The 19,183-nt window shown below is 42.1% G+C and carries 15 protein-coding genes and 1 tRNA gene; 8 read left to right on the top strand and 8 right to left on the bottom strand.

Annotation, left to right across the window (positions count from 1 at the left end):
- Window positions 1-21 precede the first annotated feature (21 nt).
- Genes SMUL_RS08015 through SMUL_RS08000 form a run of 4 tightly spaced genes read left to right on the top strand, consistent with a single transcriptional unit; the run spans window position 22 to window position 3,498 of the window.
- On the top strand, window positions 22-1,176 hold the full coding sequence (locus tag SMUL_RS08015; protein WP_025344743.1) for an amino acid ABC transporter permease: 1,155 nt from the start codon (window positions 22-24) through the stop codon (window positions 1,174-1,176).
- A gap of 1 nt (window position 1,177) precedes the next feature.
- Entirely contained in the window at window positions 1,178-2,263 is a 1,086-nt protein-coding gene (locus SMUL_RS08010; RefSeq protein ID WP_025344742.1) for an amino acid ABC transporter permease, read from the top strand.
- A gap of 9 nt (window positions 2,264-2,272) precedes the next feature.
- Window positions 2,273-3,019 carry an amino acid ABC transporter ATP-binding protein gene (locus tag SMUL_RS08005; RefSeq protein ID WP_025344741.1) on the top strand — a complete coding sequence of 249 codons (747 nt, stop codon included), beginning with the start codon at window positions 2,273-2,275 and terminating at the stop codon, window positions 3,017-3,019.
- A 26-nt stretch (window positions 3,020-3,045) separates the two neighbouring features.
- Window positions 3,046-3,498 (top strand): hypothetical protein, encoded by a 453-nt coding sequence (locus SMUL_RS08000; protein WP_223809795.1) that lies wholly within the window; start codon window positions 3,046-3,048, stop codon window positions 3,496-3,498.
- A 30-nt stretch (window positions 3,499-3,528) separates the two neighbouring features.
- Here SMUL_RS08000 and ilvA read toward each other — a convergent pair whose 3' ends face one another.
- Window positions 3,529-4,740, bottom strand: coding sequence for a threonine ammonia-lyase (gene ilvA / locus SMUL_RS07995; protein ID WP_025344739.1), 1,212 nt, complete (start codon window positions 4,738-4,740; stop codon window positions 3,529-3,531).
- 1 nt (window position 4,741) lies between these two features.
- Window positions 4,742-5,176, bottom strand: coding sequence for a CoA-binding protein (locus SMUL_RS07990; protein ID WP_025344738.1), 435 nt, complete (start codon window positions 5,174-5,176; stop codon window positions 4,742-4,744).
- A gap of 123 nt (window positions 5,177-5,299) precedes the next feature.
- Here SMUL_RS07990 and SMUL_RS07985 point away from each other — a divergent pair, with 123 nt between their 5' ends.
- Window positions 5,300-6,481 (top strand): methyl-accepting chemotaxis protein, encoded by a 1,182-nt coding sequence (locus SMUL_RS07985; RefSeq protein ID WP_025344737.1) that lies wholly within the window; start codon window positions 5,300-5,302, stop codon window positions 6,479-6,481.
- 19 nt (window positions 6,482-6,500) lie between these two features.
- Here SMUL_RS07985 and trmA read toward each other — a convergent pair whose 3' ends face one another.
- Genes trmA through SMUL_RS07970 form a run of 3 tightly spaced genes read right to left on the bottom strand, consistent with a single transcriptional unit; the run spans window position 6,501 to window position 9,870 of the window.
- Window positions 6,501-7,604 (bottom strand): tRNA (uridine(54)-C5)-methyltransferase TrmA, encoded by a 1,104-nt coding sequence (gene trmA, locus SMUL_RS07980; RefSeq protein WP_025344736.1) that lies wholly within the window; start codon window positions 7,602-7,604, stop codon window positions 6,501-6,503.
- Between the two features lie 31 nt (window positions 7,605-7,635).
- On the bottom strand, window positions 7,636-8,346 hold the full coding sequence (locus SMUL_RS07975) for a hypothetical protein (protein WP_025344735.1): 711 nt from the start codon (window positions 8,344-8,346) through the stop codon (window positions 7,636-7,638).
- A 9-nt stretch (window positions 8,347-8,355) separates the two neighbouring features.
- Complete coding sequence (locus SMUL_RS07970; RefSeq protein WP_025344734.1) at window positions 8,356-9,870, bottom strand: B12-binding domain-containing radical SAM protein; 1,515 nt, start codon at window positions 9,868-9,870, stop codon at window positions 8,356-8,358.
- Window positions 9,871-9,949: 79 nt separating this feature from the next.
- On the opposite strand from SMUL_RS07970, the gene SMUL_RS07965 reads away from it, so the two are divergent.
- The 3 genes from SMUL_RS07965 to ppsA all read left to right on the top strand — a co-directional run bounded on the left by SMUL_RS07965 (window position 9,950) and on the right by ppsA (window position 13,770).
- A tRNA-Pro gene (locus tag SMUL_RS07965) sits at window positions 9,950-10,027 on the top strand.
- Window positions 10,028-10,080: 53 nt separating this feature from the next.
- The gene (locus SMUL_RS07960; protein ID WP_025344733.1) at window positions 10,081-11,295 is read left to right on the top strand and encodes an MFS transporter; all 1,215 of its coding nucleotides are present in this window, start codon (window positions 10,081-10,083) and stop codon (window positions 11,293-11,295) included.
- Window positions 11,296-11,388: 93 nt separating this feature from the next.
- Window positions 11,389-13,770, top strand: a complete 2,382-nt coding sequence (gene ppsA / locus SMUL_RS07955) for a phosphoenolpyruvate synthase (protein ID WP_025344732.1) — start codon at window positions 11,389-11,391, stop codon at window positions 13,768-13,770.
- Here the strand turns inward: ppsA and SMUL_RS07950 are convergent.
- The 3 genes from SMUL_RS07950 to SMUL_RS07940 all read right to left on the bottom strand — a co-directional run bounded on the left by SMUL_RS07950 (window position 13,767) and on the right by SMUL_RS07940 (window position 19,130).
- Window positions 13,767-14,267, bottom strand: coding sequence for an FKBP-type peptidyl-prolyl cis-trans isomerase (locus SMUL_RS07950; protein WP_025344731.1), 501 nt, complete (start codon window positions 14,265-14,267; stop codon window positions 13,767-13,769). The genes ppsA and SMUL_RS07950 overlap by 4 nt on opposite strands.
- A gap of 183 nt (window positions 14,268-14,450) precedes the next feature.
- Window positions 14,451-17,009 (bottom strand): bifunctional aconitate hydratase 2/2-methylisocitrate dehydratase, encoded by a 2,559-nt coding sequence (gene acnB / locus SMUL_RS07945; RefSeq protein ID WP_025344730.1) that lies wholly within the window; start codon window positions 17,007-17,009, stop codon window positions 14,451-14,453.
- 24 nt (window positions 17,010-17,033) lie between these two features.
- The gene (locus tag SMUL_RS07940) at window positions 17,034-19,130 is read right to left on the bottom strand and encodes an FtsK/SpoIIIE family DNA translocase (protein WP_025344729.1); all 2,097 of its coding nucleotides are present in this window, start codon (window positions 19,128-19,130) and stop codon (window positions 17,034-17,036) included.
- Window positions 19,131-19,183 lie beyond the last annotated feature (53 nt).

Genomic DNA, 19,183 nt, shown 5'->3' with positions numbered 1-19,183 from the left:
TTTAACTATTAAAGGACACGTATGTTAGCACTTTTGAGAAATCAAAAGATTCGAGGAATTTTTTTCCAACTCTTAACCGTTATTGGCTTGGTTGCTTTTTTGTGGTATATTGGTAGCAACACCGTAGCCAATATAGAACAAAGAGGCATTCAAACAGGCTTTGGCTTTTTGGATGGAACCGCAGGATTTGGTATCGACCAATCCCCTATTGCCTACACGGAAGAAAACACCCATGGGCGTGTTTTTATTGTAGGACTTCTCAATACCCTTATTATCGCTTTTGTGGGCATTTTGTGTGCAACGATTGTAGGTCTACTAATCGGTATTTTGCGACTTTCAAACAACTGGCTCATTGCAAGACTTGCGAAAGCTTATATTGATTTTTTTAGAAATATCCCTCTTTTACTCCAAATACTCTTTTGGTACAACGTCGTACTTCGTTCTATGCCAAGTCCCAAACAGAGTTTTAATTTTTTCGACATTTTCTTCATTAACAATCGCGGACTTTACTTTCCATTACCCGAATACAATGCAACGTTTTTTACAATGCTTGCAAGCGTCATTGGTGCATTCATTGCTTCCATTGTGCTTAATACATGGGCGAACAGACGCAAATTAGCCACAGGAAAAGATTTTATGGTCTTCCCTTTTGCGATAGGCATGTTGATTCTCTTTCCCGTATTGGCGTATTTCATTGGGGGGTCACACCTTAATTTTAGTTATCCAGAGCTGATGGGCTTTAACTTCAAAGGGGGAAAGACACTTTCACCTGAGTTTTTAGCACTGACATTTGCGCTCACCATTTATACGGCTACGTTCATTGCTGAAGCGGTACGTTCAGGCATTGAAGCAGTGAGTCATGGACAAAAAGAGGCGGCTATTTCACTCGGCTTTAGTCCTTACCAATCTTTAAAATTGGTTGTTTTACCTCAAGCCATTCGTATTTCTATCCCTCCGATTATTAATCAATATCTCAATCTTATTAAAAACTCCTCATTGGCAACAGCCGTTGGTTATCCTGAGATTGTGACTGTTTTTGCAGGTACATCTCTCAACCAAGTAGGACAAGCCATTGAAATTATTTCGATGACAATGCTCGTCTATCTTATTATCAGTTTAATTGTATCAGCGATACTCAACTGGTTCAATCATAAAATGAAGATTCAGGAGCGTTAATATGGCAATTTATAACAAAATTAATGAACGAAAAGCTCCTTCAAATACAAAGGGTCTCACCGTTTGGATCAGGGAAAATCTCTTCTCGACTCCGCTTAATGTTGCGTTAACGCTTCTAGGACTTATGGTGCTTTCTTGGATTATTCCTCCTTTTGTCAAATGGGCTTACATCAATGCCGACTTTGCAGGAACGACGCGTGAAGATTGTACCAGTGGTGGTGCGTGTTGGGTCTTCATACGCATGAAAATTGATATGTTTATGTATGGTTTTTACCCTTCAGAGCTTAGGTGGAGAATCAACACAGTTTATGGACTCTTCTTTGTACTGATTGCCGCGTTTAAGTATCTTAAACGTCCTTTGGTCAAAGTTATTTTAGCCCATGTCTATTTTATTGTTGGATTTTTATTGGTGCACGGTGGCTTTTTTGGAATTGAAATGGTTCCAACCGATAAATGGGGCGGTTTGATGCTCACGATTATGGTTGCAGCCGTTGGTATTGTGTGTGCCTTCCCTATTGGTGTTCTTTTGGCTCTTGGTCGTGCTTCGCATTTGCCGATTATTAAAAGTATCAGTGTGACGTACATCGAGTTTATCAGGGGTGTTCCACTGATTACGATTCTTTTTATGTCATCCATCATTTTGCCACTCTTCTTTCCTGAGGGAGTGACGTTTGATAAATTATTACGTGCGCTCATTGGTATTGCGATGTTTGAAGCAGCGTATATTGCTGAAAATATTCGTGGTGGACTTCAGTCCATCCCCAAAGGTCAATTTGAAGCAGCTGATGCCATCGGGCTTTCCTACTGGCAGAAGATGTTTTTGGTTATTCTTCCACAAGCGTTAAAAGTGGCTATTCCTAACCTTTTAAGTGTTGCGATTTCCCTTTTCCAAGATACCACACTGGTACTTATTATTGGTCTCTTTGACTTACTCGCTATGGTACGTTTGAGTGCTGCTGATTCATACTGGCTGGGCTATGAGACGGAAGGCTATGTGTTTGTTACCTTTATCTTTTGGTTCTTTTGTTACTCAATGTCTAACTTTAGCCAAAAGCTTGAAAAACGATTTAATACTAATTTGAGATAGGAATAGAAGATGAAAGATAGAAAAGAAATTATAGAAATTAAAAACTTAAACAAGTGGTACGGTGATTTTCACGTCTTAAAAGATGTCAACTTAACCATCAATAAAGGTGAAATTATCGTTGTCTGTGGACCTTCAGGTTCGGGTAAATCAACGCTCATTCGTTGTATCAACTATCTTGAGCAGTTTCAAGAAGGTAGTATCATTGTGGATGGTATTGAGCTTGTGAATGATGTTAAGAAAATTAAAGCGATTCGTGAAGAGGTTGCCATGGTGTTTCAACACTTCAACCTTTTCCCGCATTTAACCATCCTCGATAACCTCACGCTTGCGCCTATTTGGGTTAAAAAGACGCCACGCAAAGAGGCAGAAGCGACTGCGATGAAGTATTTGGAGCGTGTAGGTATTGCCAATCAAGCACACAAATACCCTAACCAGCTCTCAGGTGGACAACAACAACGTGTTGCGATTGCTCGAAGTTTGTGTAAAAACCCTAAAATTATGCTCTTTGATGAACCAACTTCCGCACTTGACCCCGAAATGGTAGCCGAAGTTTTGGATGTTATGATAGAATTAGCGCGCGAAGATAAAACGATGGTCTGTGTAACGCACGAAATGGGTTTTGCAAAAAAGGTAGCCGATAGGATTATCTTTATGGATGCAGGTCAAATCGTCGAGGAAAATACACCTGAGGAGTTTTTCCAAAACCCTGAGTCAGACCGTCTAAAACTCTTTTTGGAGCAAATCTTATCGCACTAATTTTGGTTTACATGTAAGGATAAGAGATGATGGAACAATTGATTCCAGTTGTGATGATTGTAGCGATGGTGGCGTTTGTATTGATAAAACAGATAGGAAAACTAACCAACAAACTGGATGCCTTTTCAGATGAGGGTTCGTTTGAGCGTTATGCGCAGTTTTCAGCCATCATCCAAGATCATGTGCGCAACATAAAGCTCAGTCTTGATAGTTCTAAAACACCCGATGAGCGTCCTTTTAAACTAATAGAAGGCAAAAATGAAGATGAGGCTTTAGAGATTCTTTCTGATTTTATTCGTAAATTGGTCTTTTTTGAGACGATGATGGCAAAAAAGAAGAGTGCTAAAGAGATCGAAGCCGATCTCTTTGAGCTTCTGAGTCATTTGGATGGTTTCTTAAAAGAGTATTGTGAAAATGGAGAGACACTCTCAGACGCTCTTCGTGAAACACTGTTAGAAGCCTACCAACAACTCGACTAAACGTGAGGGGTTACCCCTCACTGACTTCGTTTAGACCTCTTCTTTAAAAGCATACCCTGCGGCTTCTAAAAGTGAACCGATCATCTTTTGATGTTCAATCCCTTTGGTTTCTAGCATAATCGTAATTTGCGCATCACCGTACGAAAGATTGGTTGAAAATCGGTCGTAATCAATCTGAATAATATTGGCATTAGCATTTTTAAACAGGTCTGTCAGACGCATCAGTGAGCCCGGTTTATCGATAAGTGTAATCACCAACTTCATCTTACGATGCGATTTGATCAAACCTTTTTCGATAATCACCGAGAGCATCTGAACATCAATGTTTCCACCGCTAAGTACAGCACCTATTTTCATATTTTTGGTAAAGTTAAATTTTTGGTGCATAATGGCTGCAACACTCGCCGCACCGCCACCTTCAACAACCAGTTTTTGACGTTCAAGCAAAAACAGAATAGCCGCTGCAATCTCTTCATCGTCCACCGTAACCACTTCATCCACACACTCTAAGATATGCTCCAAATTGGACACACTCACATCGCGTACGGCGATACCATCAGCAATGGTGCGTACACTTTTAGAGTTGATCGCTTTTTTGGCATAAAACGATTCACACATCGCGGGTGCCCCCGAAGCATTGACACCAATGACTCTGATTTTAGGATCGATCTGCTTGATGGCAGAAGCCATACCACTGATGAGCCCTCCTCCACCGATAGGAACAACGATAATGTCAAGATCATTGATCTCATCGATCATCTCTAATGCAACGGTGCCTTGCCCTGCGATGACGATGTCATCTTCAAACGGGTGAATAAACGTCAATCCGTGCTCTTTGGCGTAGGTGAGCGCATACGCATACGCTTCATCGTAATTATCGCCACTCAAAATCACTTCAGCCCCTAAGGCTTTTGTCCCTGTTACTTTTAAAAGAGGAGTCGCTTCGGGCATAACGATGGTGGCAGAAATGCCAAAACTTCGAGCCGAGTAAGCAACGCCTTGAGCATGGTTTCCCGCACTCGCCGCAATCACGCCTTGAGCACGCTCTTCTTTGGTGAGAGAGGCGATTTTATTGTAAGCACCTCTGAGTTTATACGCTCCTGTAATTTGGAGATTCTCTTTTTTGAGATAAACCTGTGCGCCTACTTCTTCACTCAAATGAGGAGCAAGTGCGCAAGGTGTTTTTGTGACCACATTGGCCAGTTGTCGTTTTGCTTTGACTATTTCACTAAGAGCTATCATTTTATTTCATTAACCTTTCATATTCTACTTTGGTGCATCGATTTTGTACGGCAATGAGGCCGTTTTCATGTGCTTTGGCACACGCTTGATTATTGACGATGCCCAATTGCAACCAAAAGACTTTCACATCACCTTTTTTTAAAACCTCTTCGATCAAACTATCGGCGATTTCAGGCTTTCGAAACATATTTACCATATCCACACGTTCGGGAATCTCTAAAAGAGTTCGGTAAACGGTTTCACCTAAAATCATCTCCTCTTTAGGATAAATCGGATAGATTTTAAACCCACATTCTTGCAAGTAGCGTGCCACTTTATGGCTATCTTTGGTAGGATCAGGAGATAAACCAATAATGGCAATACTCTTACACATCGAAAAAATGTCTTTTATGCCTGCATCACCAGGCATGCTAATATTTGAAATGTCGCATTCCATTATTGCTCCTTTAAAAAAATTTTAAGTGGGAAGTATAGCACACTCAATCTTTTGCCTCGATTATCCATTCCTTTTATCATATGAATTTGTTATAATCCAATGGTTTACATTCAAGGAGGAGTAATGTTTCTTAATCAAATTAAGATTAAAACAAAAGGTTGGTTTTTAGCAATCGGAACCTTATGTGGTTTTATGGCAAATATTATCTTAGTCTCACTTCTGATCACAGGAACAGAACGACTGATATTAATTGCAGGGTCTGTTTTTGGGATGGTCTTTTTCTTTATTTTTACGCGTGTTATGGTCATCAGTATGACCAATTCAATCGATGCGCTCTCTACTATTACGCTCGATCTCGCCAAAGGAAGCGGTGATCTTACCAAGCGCATTCAAATCAATTCAAAAGATGAAATCGCAGCTTTATCTGAAAATATCAATCAGTTTATTGAAAAAATTCACCAAACGGTGGTAGCTTCAACGAAAACATCAACCGAGAGTGCTTCGATGGCACATCAATTTTCAAGCATATCCCATGAAGTCGATAAACGTATGGTTGCAGAGCGCGATTTTGTCAAACAGACCAAAGATTTGGGCGATGCGATGAAAACAACGCTGGAGCAAAATACGCTCAATGCAACACAAACGAGTGAAAATATCTTAAATGCGTCTAAAACACTCAACACTACAGCCCAAGAGATCAAACATTTGGTTGCCAATATTCAACAAGCTTCCGAGGTTGAATCGCATACATCTGAGCGCTTGCAACAGCTCAGCCAAGATGCCAATCAAGTGAAAAATGTCCTCACCGTCATCTCCGATATTGCCGATCAGACCAATCTTTTGGCGCTCAACGCAGCTATTGAAGCTGCGCGTGCGGGAGAGCATGGTCGTGGGTTTGCCGTTGTGGCGGATGAAGTGCGAAATTTGGCGGAGCGCACCCAACGCAGTCTTACGGAGATTAATGCGACCATTAATGTCATTGTTCAAAACATTATGGATGCGAGTGGTCAGATGAGTGAAAATTATAAATTTATTGAACAAATGGCGAACAATTCTGAAGAGGTTGAGCTTAAAATTAGCACCACGGAAGCCATTATCAAAGAGGCATCAGATGCTTCGCAGATCGCGTCAGAGGTATCTCAGCGTCTTTCGCTCAATACGGCGACAATTATTAAAAATATTGGTCAGATTTACGAATCATCCTTGCAAAATAGCAGCGATGTGAAAAACCTCAATGCCTCATCCGATGAGCTTCTCAATCTCTCCAACACCCTTGCTTCAAAGCTAGCACTCTTTAAGATTTAGCCCTTTACATGTAAAAGGGCTAAAGGCGTTTTAAAATGACGCCAGACTCCAAATGCTCAGTGTTCGGGAATTGATCGAACAAGGCAAAATGGAGGATGGCGTACTGCTTGGTTAACACTTCCAAATCGCGTTTAAGTGTCTCGGGATTGCATGAAATATAGATGATGTTTTCAAACTGAGAGATAAATGCTAAGCTCGCCTCATCCATCCCCGAACGAGGAGGATCGACAAAGACATGACTAAAATGGTACTCTTCTAAATTGATGCCCGCCAAGCGGTTGTATTCACGCTCTTTTTTCAAAGCAGACGTTAACTCTTCAGCGCTCATGCGTAAAAATGCGATGTTATGGACGTCATTGAGTTCACAGTTTTGAAGTGCTGATTTGATGGACGTTTTAGAAATCTCAGTGGCTAAAACCTTTTGAAATTTCTGCGCCATGGGAATCGTGAAGTTCCCATAACCGCAGTAAAGCTCCAATAAATCTTCACAATTTTCAAGATGACTGAGCACCCAGCTGATCATTTTTTGATTCATCAAGCGATTGGGTTGGGAAAAGCCTCCTTCGATGATATGGTAGCGATACGCTTTTCCAGCAATTTCAAAACGATCTTCCACAAAATCTTGTGTAAGGAGACGTTTCATGCCGCGACTACGCCCAATAATCAAAATACCAAACGCTTTTTCCAACACTTTGGCTGCTTCATCCCATTCACCATGTAAAGGTTTGTGGTAGATGAGCGTGACCAAAAGATGCTCGGAGGAAGCTAAGAATTCAATCGCAAAAAGCTTCTCGCGAAGCATGGTGGAAGTTTCTATTTGTTTGAGAAGCGCTGGCATCAATGTATAGATTTTCAACTCAACTTTAGGGCATGTTTCTATACATACAGCCCCTTTCTTATCGAAGGAACCCATAGCATAACTGATCGTATCGCCCTCTTTCCAGATGCGGAATTCAGAGCGTCCACGGTAGTGTTCTGAGGGTGTTTGGAAGTACTCAAATGTGTTTACATGTAAAGGTTTAAATAACGTCTGCATCTGTGCTTTTTTATGCTCAACTTGCGCCTCATAGTCCAATGTATACAGCGTACAACTACCACATTTCCCAAAATACGAACACTCCATGAAACCTCTTTACTATGTATTATTTTATGTATTATAGAATTAAAGTCGAAAGAAGCCCGATCAATGCTCCGAAAAATCCACCCCAAACAACGAGCCAGCCTAAATGATCTTTGATAAAATTCTGCACGATCTCTTTGACCATCTGTGGTGTCAGCTCACTCAGCCTTGCATCGATCATCTGCTCTATTGTGATAAGCATATCATCACTAAGTGATGAATTTTGTATACTTTGTGCTATTTTTTGTTGAAATACATCACTTTCACTGATTTCAATGATGGCATCTTTGAGTTTTTCGCTAAAAGGTGCTCGAAGCCCCTCTAATGCGCGTTCCCCGCCAAACATACCGAGCATTCCACCAAATGATGACTCCATCACGGTTTTAGTCAGTGCATCAAAGGCAGGTGAAAAATCAATATCTACAATGATAGGCGCTAAATCAAGCGTTTTCTTCTCTTTTTCAAAAAAAGCATCCAACTGCTCTTTGGTAAAGAACTGATTCATCATCAACTGTTTAATCGAAGTTTTAAACGCCTCAAATTGCAGTTGAATCACGCCACTTCCATACAAAAAAGGCACTTTTTCAAACAACATGTGAATTGCAATTTGATTGGTAATCGCACCCGAGAGCGCAAAAAGACCTGCAAGCAGCGCCCAATGGGCATAAGGTTCTGGTAGAACAAATGAAATCACAACCAGTGACGCACTTAAACTATCGGTTAACCAACTTTTATCAATTTTCATTCTTTCTCCTTAAGATGTGACATGTTTTAACTGTCGCTTATTGTGTTTTAATGAACCTTCTTTTTGAGCCTCTTCTGGAAGATAATTATCACGTAAGAAAGAGGGCATTTTACGTCCACGTACCGTCATAATATCTTCAATCAAACTAGCTTTTAGGATCACTTCTTCGTGTTTCATCACCTCACAAAGATACCGAAAGATCAACTCCGCTAAACGATCCAGCGAAATTTGCCATGTTGATTTTGTTTGCGTATAAAGCCATTCACTAAAGGCGTAAAAGCCTTCATACACCTTACCTTCGCGCCACAAATAGGTGGCACTTTTTTTGAAATTGCCACTGTTGTAGATCATGTCCCAAAAGCGCGCAAAACGCTTCATCTTTTGCATCTGATCAAAAGGAATCAGATCATTTTGCAAAATATCATACGGCGGTTTGTCAGAGTATTCCATACCGTAAATCTCATCATGCCTTGAAATCGTTGTACCTGAGAGCTTTTTAAGAATTCCAATTTGAATCTCACACTGTGTCAGCGAATAGAGCTTATCTAAATTGCGCCCAAACCCCTCCAAACTCTCCCCTGGCAGACCGATAATCAAGTCTACATGTAAATGGGCATGCGTCTCATTTTGCAAGAAGGCAAGATTCTCTTCAATCTTTGGTATGTTGAGGCGTCGGTGGATATTTTTCGATATTTCAGGATCAAGCGTTTGAATGCCCACTTCCAGTTGCAGTGCTGCTGGAGGAAATTGTGCTATTTTTTCACGAAGAACGGAGGGAAAATGGTCGGGTATGACTTCAAAATGGACAAAATATATTTCCGTTTTTGAGAGAAAAAAGTCCAAAAGTTTCGTTGCATTTTCAATGCTTAAGTTAAATGTTCGGTCGATAAACTTAAAATTGCGCACCCCACGAAGCCAGAGTTTTTCAAGTTCTGCAATAAAGCGTGTTATCTCTAGATCACGCACTTTTTTATCCGCTGAAGAGAGACAAAACTCGCAGGTAAACGGGCATCCACGACTCGCTTCCACGTAACAGTATCGGTTTTTAATATCGTGGTCTGTGTAATAATCATAGGGAAGTTTGATGGCGCTTAAATTAACCATAGGCGCTTTAATAACACGCTCTGGCGGTAGCGCTCCTTCTAAAAGTGTTTTACAAAGCTGATAAAAAGCAATATCACCCTCCCCTTGGATGATATAATCTGCTTTGCTAAAATCCACACGATGCGGAAAATGGCTCGCTTCGGGACCTCCTAAAATGATGAGAATTTGAGGCGCAACTTTTTTAAGAATGCTTATAAGCTCTTGCACCTCCAAAGCATTCCAAATATACGCACCAATACCTACGATTTTGGGCTGGTACCTCAAAATTTCTTCGGCGGCATCGACCACTTGAGAGTTGATGACAAACTCCACTATTTTCGCTCTTTCTTGAAGCTCTTCAAGATTTGCAAACAAATAGCGTTGTGCGATGGAGGTGTGTGCATAGCGCGCGTTAAACGTGGTTAAGAGAATTTCTTTCATTCATTCCATTCATGATTTTTTCTTAATTATAATAAAACTTTTTGGTTATCTTTGTTAAAATCCAAACTCTTAAATGTGTCGGGGTGTAGCGCAGCCTGGCTAGCGCGCTACCTTGGGGTGGTAGAGGTCGCGTGTTCGAATCACGTCACTCCGACCATTTAATACGTTTTTTTCCTTTTACATGTGAAATCCAATAGCATAGCTGGTTTTATGAAACCCGAAACGCTTCCCACTTTTCAGAAAAATCCTATCATTATTATCGCACTTATTACCGCTGTCTGCTTAGTGGGCGATTCTATGCTCTACGTTGTTTTACCTACGCACTTTGAAGAAGCTGGGCTTACTTCGTTATGGCAAGTAGGCATTCTTTTATCCATCAACCGCTTAGTCAGACTCCCACTCAATCCTCTTATCGGCTGGCTTTACACGAAAATTAGCGCGCGCACAGGCGTTTTGATCGCGGTTTTGTTGGCATTTGGAACGACTCTTTCGTATGGTTTAATTCAAGGATTTATTGGACTTTTGATTGCGCGTTGTTTTTGGGGCGTTGCGTGGGGATTTTTAAGGTTAGGTGCTTATTTTACGATTTTAGAATATGCAACCGATGCGACGAGAGGTAAAAGTATGGGGCTTTACAATGGCTTGTATCGCCTTGGAAGCTTAGTGGGCATGTTGATTGGAGGATTTTTAGCAGATTTTTATGGCTTAACCACCACATCGGTGATCTTTAGTCTTGTTACCCTTTGCGCGTTACCCGTTGTTTTTATCGTTATTAAACCAACATCCCAAGGTATGGTGGCGCACCACGTCGAAGATGAACGACACTTTTCACTGTGGAGCAATCGTACGGTCTTATCGGTTTTAGGCATTGGGATGTTTTTTGCGCTCATTTACCAAGGAATTGTGACATCAACACTCTCGTATCTGATTAATATTCATAATGGTTCGGTGGTATTGATCTTTGGCTGCCTCATTGGTGCTTCATCACTTGCAGGTATTCTCCAAGCAATTCGTTGGGGATTTGAGCCTTTTTTAGCCCCTCTGTTTGGCAGCTTAACCGATGGAAAAGCCGGTCGGTACCCTTTGCTTTTGATTTCAACGCTCTTAGCGAGTATTCTCTTTGCACTCGTCTCGTTTGATCTGCCCCTTTGGTTATGGATCGGCGTACTTCTTTTGTTACAAGCTACCGCTACATCGCTTACCACCATTGCCGATGCTTTGGCAGCCGATACGGCCAGTAATGGTGCCAAAATCAAAATTATGACGACCTACTCATTGCTTATAGACTTTGGTGCAGCACTTGGACCAATGCTGGCGTATGTCATGAACCAGTTTGTGCATCCTTATGCCTCTTTTTGGTTCGCATCGTTGATTTTATTGGGTACGACTTTGGTCTGTGCTAAGCGTTGGTTGAAGCAAAAATAACTCATTTTCACCTTACATGTAATCTTCTTTTTATAGCGACCTTAATTCTGTTTTGTGCTACTATAGGAGTAACTTTTCGTACGGGAGGTTATGATGCGTTACATTCGATTCTTCAATGAACTTCACCTCAGTGATATCGCCCTTGTGGGCGGTAAAAATGCCAGTCTTGGCGAAATGTACCAAAAATTATCAACCAAAGGCATTCGTGTTCCCAATGGTTTTGCAACCACGAGTGATGCGTATCGTCTGTTACTTAAAGAAAATGGCATCGATGCAAAAATCCAAGCATCCCTCAAAAATCTCGATTGTGCCGATACGCTTGCTCTGCAAACGTGTGGTCATACCATTCGCGAGCTCATCTTAAATGCTACGCTTCCTGAACAGCTGAGTAAAGAGCTACAAAGTGCTTATCATATGCTCTCACAAGAGTATGGCTCAGAACATATCGATGTCGCTGTGCGCTCCTCAGGCACGGCTGAAGATCTTCCCGATGCCAGTTTTGCAGGACAACAAGAGACCTTTTTAAACATTGACACACCTGAAAAACTTTTGCAAAGTGTGAAGCAGTGCTATGCTTCTTTGTTTACGGATCGTGCTATTAGTTACCGTAGCAGTCGAGGGTTTGATCATTTTAAGGTTGCGCTTTCTGTGGGAATTCAAAAGATGGTTCGAAGCGATAAAGCAAGCAGTGGCGTTATGTTTAGCATTGACACCGAGAGTGGCTCAGAAAATATCATCTTAATCAATGCTATCTGGGGATTGGGCGAAAATGTGGTCAGTGGTAAAGTCAATGCCGATGAATTTTTTGTTTTTAAACCAACCCTTAAACAAGGGCTCAATACGATTTTAAAACGCTCTTTGGGCAGTAAAAAAGAGAAAATGCTCTACAGCGAAGCAACCCATACCATCAATGTTCCAACAACACCGCACGAGCAAAATAGCTTCTGCATCACTGAGAGCGAAGTGCTACAATTAGCGCGTCATGCACTCATTATTGAGGAGTATTACAAACGCCCGATGGATATTGAGTGGGCAAAAGATGGGTTGGATGGTAAACTCTACATCGTCCAAGCGCGCCCTGAAACGGTGCAGAGCAAGCTTCAAAACCATATTTCCATCGAAAAATATACACTTGATAGCACTAAAGAGGCAAAGCTTCTCACCTCAGGTCGCGCTGTGGGCGATAAAATAGGCAGTGGAAAAGTTAACGTCATCCACACGACCTCCGAATTTGCTCGCTTTAACGAGGGAGATGTTTTGGTTGCCGATACGACCAACCCTGATTGGGAACCTATCATGAAAAAAGCTTCCGCGCTCATTACCAACCGAGGCAGCCGAACCTGTCATGCCGCCATCGTTGCACGTGAGATCGGTGTGCCTGCGGTCGTAGGATGTGGCAATGCCACCGAAGTGCTCAGTAACACTCAAAAAGTCACCGTCAGCTGTGCGCAGGGCGATGAAGGCTATATCTATGAAGGTGAAATTGCCTTTACATGTAAAACGATGGATATAAGCTCCCTTAAAGAGACAAAGACAAAACTCATGATGAATGTGGGCAATCCAGCCGAAGCGTTCAATCTTGCCAAAATGCCCAATGATGGCGTCGGACTGGCTCGTATGGAGTTTATTATGACGCATTCCATCAATGCCCATCCGATGGCACTGGTGAATATGCACAAAGGCAATAAGGTCAAAGATGAAGAAGCCATCAAAGCCTTTATGGCTCCTTATCGTGATGCTAAAGAGTTTTTCTTGCAAAAGATCAGCGAAGGTGTGGGCATGATTGCTGCGGCATTTTACCCTAAACCCGTCATCATTCGCACGAGTGATTTTAAAAGCAATGAATACCGCAATATGCTAGGAGGTCTAGCTTACGAGGCCGTCGAAGAAAACCCCATGATAGGGTTTCGTGGGGCAAGTCGCTATTACGATGAAAGTTATAAAGAGGCATATGCATGGGAGTGTGAAGCGCTTAAGCGCGTGCGAGACGATATGGGACTAACCAATGTTGTCATCATGCTTCCGTTTGTGCGAACACCCGAAGAAGGGGCAAAAGTCATTGGCATTATGAACGCGCAAGGTTTGGTGCAAGGGGAAAATGGACTTAAAATTTACGCGATGTGCGAGATACCTGCCAATGTGATCATTGCCGATGCGTTTTTGAAAATCTTTGATGGCTATTCGATTGGATCGAATGATCTGACACAGCTTGTTTTAGGGGTAGACAGAGAGAGTGGGATGATCGCACATATTTTCGATGAGCGTAATCCTGCCGTGACAAAAATGCTGAAAATGGCAATCGAAGCATGTAAAGCACACGGTAAATACATCGGTATTTGCGGGCAAGCGCCTTCTGATTACCCTGAAATTACGGAGTTTTTGGTGAAAAATGGGATCGATTCGATCTCACTCAATCCTGATTCACTGTACAAAATGCACCAAGTGGTGGAAGCGTTGGAAGCGAAACTGACTTAGTCTTGGTATGCGACTAAAGACTCTTCTTCATTCCCGAGGAGTCTTTTCTCAATTTCATCACTGGTTGCATCTCGAACTCCGATGACAGTGCCATCAAAGATGATGCTAAGACCTGAGAGAGGATGGTTGGCATCTAAAATCACGCGATCTTCTAGGATTTCAACCACCGCGTATGTTAACATGATCTCGCTCTCATCATCTTCACTAAAGACCATTTCAACATTTTGCCCGACTTCCAAATCATCTTCAAACATCGTGCGCTCTTCGATTAAAACAAACTCTTGCTTGTACTCTCCAAATGCCTCTTTGGGTGAAAGTTGAATGTGAATACTTTCTCCCACACTTTTACCCTCAAGTGTTTTTTCGATTTTTTCAAAAACATCGCCGTACCCTCCATGCAGATAAACAAGCGGTGTAACGCCACTGTCCAAAAGGTTGTTTTCCGTGTCAAAAACAGTGTAGTCAAGGGTTACAAGGCAGTTTTTAGTGATAATCAAAAATATCCTTACATGTAAAAGTAAAAGCCACTCAAAACGAGTGGCTTTTGTGGGTCTTATGCTTCTTGTAAAAGAAGCAAAGCACCAAAGGTGCGTGGGCTTACTGCCGAAGTAAACCCAGTGTTAACGTAGTTTTTAGAGCTTTGCTTTAAAAACGTGTCAAGAGTTCTTTCAAGAACTCTATTAGTTCGCGAGTTCGTAATCTTCTATGAGGTTAAAATTGAGGTATTTATAGACTTTGTCCGTCTTACCTGCTAATTTTTTAGGCACTAAGCTCATGTACTCTTCCACACTTGGAAGGCGTCCCAAAAGCGCGCAAAGTGCCGCTAACTCAGCACTACCGAGATAGACTTTGGAGTTGGGCCCCATACGGTTATCAAAGTTACGGGTTGATGTGGAGAAGACAACCGCACCCTCTTTAACATTGGCTTGATTTCCCATACAAAGGGAACACCCAGGGATTTCGATACGTGCACCCGATGTTCCAAAGATGGAATAATACCCTTCGTTGGTAAGTTGATCTTTATCCATTTTCGTAGGAGGTGCGATCCACAGTGTCGTTGGCACTTTTCCCTCGCCTTGTAACACTTCACCAAGCGCACGATAATGACCAATGTTCGTCATACAGCTTCCTACAAAGACTTCATCGATTTTCTTAGGACGATTGTCATCGGCAAGCACTTCGCTCAGTGTTGCGACATCATCAGGATCATTCGGGCATGCAAGAATTGGCTCTTTGATCTCTGTAAGATCAATTTCAATCACTTCTGCATACTGCGCATTGGCGTCTGCTTTTAAAAGCTTAGGATCCGCTATCCACGCTTTCATTTTGTCGGCTCTTCGTTGCAATGTTTTGGCATCCGCGTAACCTGCTTTGACCATCGCTTCAAGGAGAGTGATGTTGGATTTGAGATACTCAACGATAGGCTCAACATCGAGCGCTACAGCACACGCAGCGGCACTTCGCTCTGCTGAAGCGTCACTGAGTTCAAATGCTTGCTCGACTTTGAGTTTTGGAAGTCCTTCGATTTCGAGGATTTTTCCTGCAAAAATATTCTTTTTATTCTTTTTAGGAACAGTCAAAAGCCCTTTTTTGATCGCATAGTAAGGAATAGCATTGACAAGATCACGAAGCGTAATACCCGGTTGCATTTCACCTTTAAAACGTACCAAAACCGATTCAGGCATATTAAGCGGCATACTTCCTGTTACAGCGGCAAAGGCAACAAGACCTGAACCTGCTGGAAATGAGATACCAATAGGAAAACGTGTATGGCTATCCCCACCTGTTCCTACAGTGTCTGGAAGCACCATACGGTTAAGCCATGAGTGGATAACACCATCGCCTGCATTAAGACTCACACCTGAGCGTGATGTGATAAATGCAGGAAGCGTATGGTGAAGTTTAACATCGCTTGGTTTGGGATACGCCGCGGTGTGGCAAAAGCTTTGCATCACAAGATCGGCACTAAACCCAAGCGCTGCAAGCTCTTTGATCTCATCTCGCGTCATCGGTCCTGTGGTATCTTGACTACCAACGGTGAGCGTATGCGGTTCCACATACATGCCAGCACGAACACCTTCAACCCCACACGCACGTCCAACCATTTTTTGAGCCAATGTGTAGCCAACACCTTTTTGCTCTTCAGGTTGCTCTGGTTTGGCAAAGATATTCTCTGCGCCCATACCAAGGCTCGCTCGTGCTTTTGTGGTGAGTCCACGACCAATGATAAGAGGAATTCTACCGCCGGCTCGGTACTCATCGGCTAAGGTATTGGGGGAAAGTTTAAACGTTCCAACGACTATGCCATTTTTTTCGATTTTACCAGCAAGGGGATAGACATCTATAAGATCGCCCGTTTCCAAGCTTTCAACATTGACTTCGATCGGAAGCGCGCCGCTGTCTTCGGCGGTATTGAAGAAAATAGGCGCAATGGTCGATCCTAAGATCAAGCCGCCTGTTTTTTTGTTGGGAACATTCGGGATTTCACGTCCCATAAACCATTGAATCGAGTTAATACCAGACTTTCGACTACTTCCTGTTCCTACAACATCGCCCACATAAGCGACTTCATAGCCTTTTGCAATAAGCTCTTTGATCTTTTCAATAGAACCGGGAAGTCTTTTAACCAACATCGCATTGGCATGAAGAGGGATGTCACTTCTGGTAAACGCTTCACTCGCTGGGCTTAGATCATCGGTATTGGTTTCACCGGCTACTTTTAAAACAGCTACCGTGATTTTTTCAGCAAGAGAAGGTTTATTGGTAAACCACTCCGCATTTGCCCAAGAGGTCATCACTTCTTTCGCATAAACGTTGGTTTTGCAGAGAGCTTCAATGTCGTTAAAAGAGCTATAAACGAGCACCGTATGTTTGAGTGCATTACAGGCGGCACGTGCTACGGCTTCATCTTTTGAACTGAGTGCATCAACGAGGGGTTGAACATTGTAACCACCAAACATGGTTCCTAAAAGTTCTATCGCGTAGACAGGAGAAATTGCTTTACATGTAACGTTTTTTTGAGCGACATCGTTCAGAAAAGCTGCTTTAACATAGGCGGCTTCATCCACACCGGGTGGCACACGATTTGCCAACAAATCTCTTAAAAAGGCTTGATCACCCTCCTCTTTCTTCAAAAGCTCTACTACCTCGGCTGTCTTTTTGGCATCAAGAGGTAAAGGAGGAACCCCTAACTTTGCTCTTTCATTCACTTCTGCTTCATACGCTTGGAAAAAACTCATTGTGACTGACTCCTTACGATTTGGTTAGTTTACGATGATCTCACGCTGCCCTTTAGCGTTTTGAGAAGAGAGTATTCCCATAGCCTCCAGTTGCTCGACAATCGTCGCTGCCCTATTATAGCCAATATTCAATCTTCTTTGAATATAAGAAATTGAGCTCTTTCTTTCATTAAGGACAATGGCTTTTGCATCATCAAAAAGCTCATCCAACTCACCACTATCTTTGCTATTAGAAGAAGCCGAAAAACCCTCTTCACTCTCTTTAAGAAAACTCTCGTCGTATACGACAGGGCGCTGTTTCTTGAGGTATTCAACCACGCGGTCAATTTCATCTTCACTGGTGTAGGGAGCATGCAAACGAATGAGCCCCGAAGTACCTGGAGGCGTGAAAAGCATATCACCATTTCCAAGCAGTGAATCAGCTCCCATGGCATCCAAAATGACTTTTGAATCGATTTTTTGCCCTACTTTAAAACTAATACGAGAAGGTAAGTTTGCCTTAATAAGACCTGTGACAACATCCACCGAAGGTCGTTGCGTCGCAACTACGAGGTGAATTCCACTGGCACGTGCCATTTGTGCCAAACGCGCGATATAAAATTCTACATCTTTGCCGCTCGTCATCATAAGATCCGCTAACTCATCAATAATAATGACAATGTACGGAAGTGGTTCAACGCCAATTGCTTTTGCTTTTTCATTGTAATTTTCAATGTTTTTGGTTTTCGAACGACTCATGATTTGATAACGTCGCTCCATCTCACTGACCATATTCGCCAGTGCAACAATCGCCTGTTTTGGCTTGGTAATCACCGGTGTTAACAGATGCGGAATATCGTTATAAATCGAAAACTCCAACATCTTCGGATCAATCATCAAAAAGCGCAATGTATCGGGTGAATTGCGGTATAAAAGGGAAAGTAGCATCGCATTAATTCCCACACTTTTACCACTGCCCGTTGTTCCTGCTATGAGTAAGTGAGGAAGTTTTTTAAGATCGGTGACAAATGCATTGCCAACAATGTCTTTACCCAGTGCAATCGTCAATGGCGAAGAAGATTTTTTAAAAATATCACTCTCTAAAATCTCTTTGAGGTAAATGGTCTCTATTTTTTGATTTGGTACTTCAATACCCACAACATCTTTGCCAGGAATTGGAGCTTGGATACGAATCGTTTTGGCTTTTAATGCCATAGCAAGGTCATCTTGAAGCGTTAAGATACGTGAGACTTTAACGTGAGGTGCAGGTTTAAACTCAAATGTCGTTACCACAGGTCCAGAGTAGGTGCGAACAACATCGCCTTCAATTTTAAAGCGTCTGAGTTTTTCTAAAAGGTCTTGAATTTTTTGATCGATCTCACTCTCATTGACATGCACAACTTTGGCAGGAGGATTAGCCAAAAAAGACAATGGTGGCAGCTTAAAATCTTTGGGTTTGTCGCATTCGCCTTGATCAATCTCGGAAAGTAACTTAGTATTTTCCGCTACTTCACTGAGGATCTCAACTTTTTTAGCGCTTTTAAGATGAACCAGCGATTTTTTTGGCTCTGTATTTTCAGGATACAGTGGTTCTATAATAACAGGGTTTTCATCGGGAAGATCATCGTTAAGCACGATTTTTTCTTTAGGAGCTGAAACCTCTTTTTTGATAACGCGACTTTTTTTTGTATCAACCGTTGGTTCCTCTTCGGCTTGATACTCTTTGATTTTCGTTTTGGTAAAAGTCGGCTTCATAATCGTGAGAAAATCGCTGATACTCGATTCTACCAACAGTGTCATAGAGAGAAGAAAAATTGCAACAATAAAAAGCCACACACCCATAATACCAATAGAAGCGATCAGCATATCGACGATAGCACGTCCAAAAGAACCGCGCAATTCACTCTTGACCATAATAGACTGCGCCATTAAAAAAGTAAACAGCAGAATAGTAGAAGCTAAAAACACCCCGATGCGTCGCTCTGTGAGTCTACTCTCTTTATAGAGTGTAAACGCGGGAAATATCAATACAAATGGATAGATAAAAGCCGCATACCCAAAGGCATGTTGATTGAATTGCCCAAGAAATGCACCAAATTTTCCCACAACAGAAGCGTCGGGCAAAATGGTTGCTACGCCCAAGAAAAGTGCAATAGCAATGAAAATAATAAAAAGAGTCTCTTTAAAGATAGCAG

The sequence above is a fragment of the Sulfurospirillum multivorans DSM 12446 genome, from assembly GCF_000568815.1.
Classification (GTDB): domain Bacteria; phylum Campylobacterota; class Campylobacteria; order Campylobacterales; family Sulfurospirillaceae; genus Sulfurospirillum; species Sulfurospirillum multivorans.
The sequence above is the reverse complement of the archived record's forward strand: the minus strand, read 5'-3'. Positions and strand labels throughout refer to the sequence as shown.

Excerpts from the sequence above, each read along its gene's own strand:
- SMUL_RS08015 (WP_025344743.1), top strand. The coding sequence starts at position 22 with ATGTTAGCACTTTTGAGAAATCAAAAGATTCGAGGAATTTTTTTCCAA.
- SMUL_RS08010 (WP_025344742.1), top strand. The coding sequence starts at position 1,178 with ATGGCAATTTATAACAAAATTAATGAACGAAAAGCTCCTTCAAATACA.
- SMUL_RS08005 (WP_025344741.1), top strand. The coding sequence starts at position 2,273 with ATGAAAGATAGAAAAGAAATTATAGAAATTAAAAACTTAAACAAGTGG.
- SMUL_RS08000 (WP_223809795.1), top strand. The coding sequence starts at position 3,046 with ATGATGGAACAATTGATTCCAGTTGTGATGATTGTAGCGATGGTGGCG.
- ilvA (WP_025344739.1), bottom strand. The coding sequence starts at position 4,740 with ATGATAGCTCTTAGTGAAATAGTCAAAGCAAAACGACAACTGGCCAAT.
- SMUL_RS07990 (WP_025344738.1), bottom strand. The coding sequence starts at position 5,176 with ATGGAATGCGACATTTCAAATATTAGCATGCCTGGTGATGCAGGCATA.
- SMUL_RS07985 (WP_025344737.1), top strand. The coding sequence starts at position 5,300 with ATGTTTCTTAATCAAATTAAGATTAAAACAAAAGGTTGGTTTTTAGCA.
- trmA (WP_025344736.1), bottom strand. The coding sequence starts at position 7,604 with ATGGAGTGTTCGTATTTTGGGAAATGTGGTAGTTGTACGCTGTATACA.
- SMUL_RS07975 (WP_025344735.1), bottom strand. The coding sequence starts at position 8,346 with ATGAAAATTGATAAAAGTTGGTTAACCGATAGTTTAAGTGCGTCACTG.
- SMUL_RS07970 (WP_025344734.1), bottom strand. The coding sequence starts at position 9,870 with ATGAAAGAAATTCTCTTAACCACGTTTAACGCGCGCTATGCACACACC.
- SMUL_RS07960 (WP_025344733.1), top strand. The coding sequence starts at position 10,081 with ATGAAACCCGAAACGCTTCCCACTTTTCAGAAAAATCCTATCATTATT.
- ppsA (WP_025344732.1), top strand. The coding sequence starts at position 11,389 with ATGCGTTACATTCGATTCTTCAATGAACTTCACCTCAGTGATATCGCC.
- acnB (WP_025344730.1), bottom strand. The coding sequence starts at position 17,009 with ATGAGTTTTTTCCAAGCGTATGAAGCAGAAGTGAATGAAAGAGCAAAG.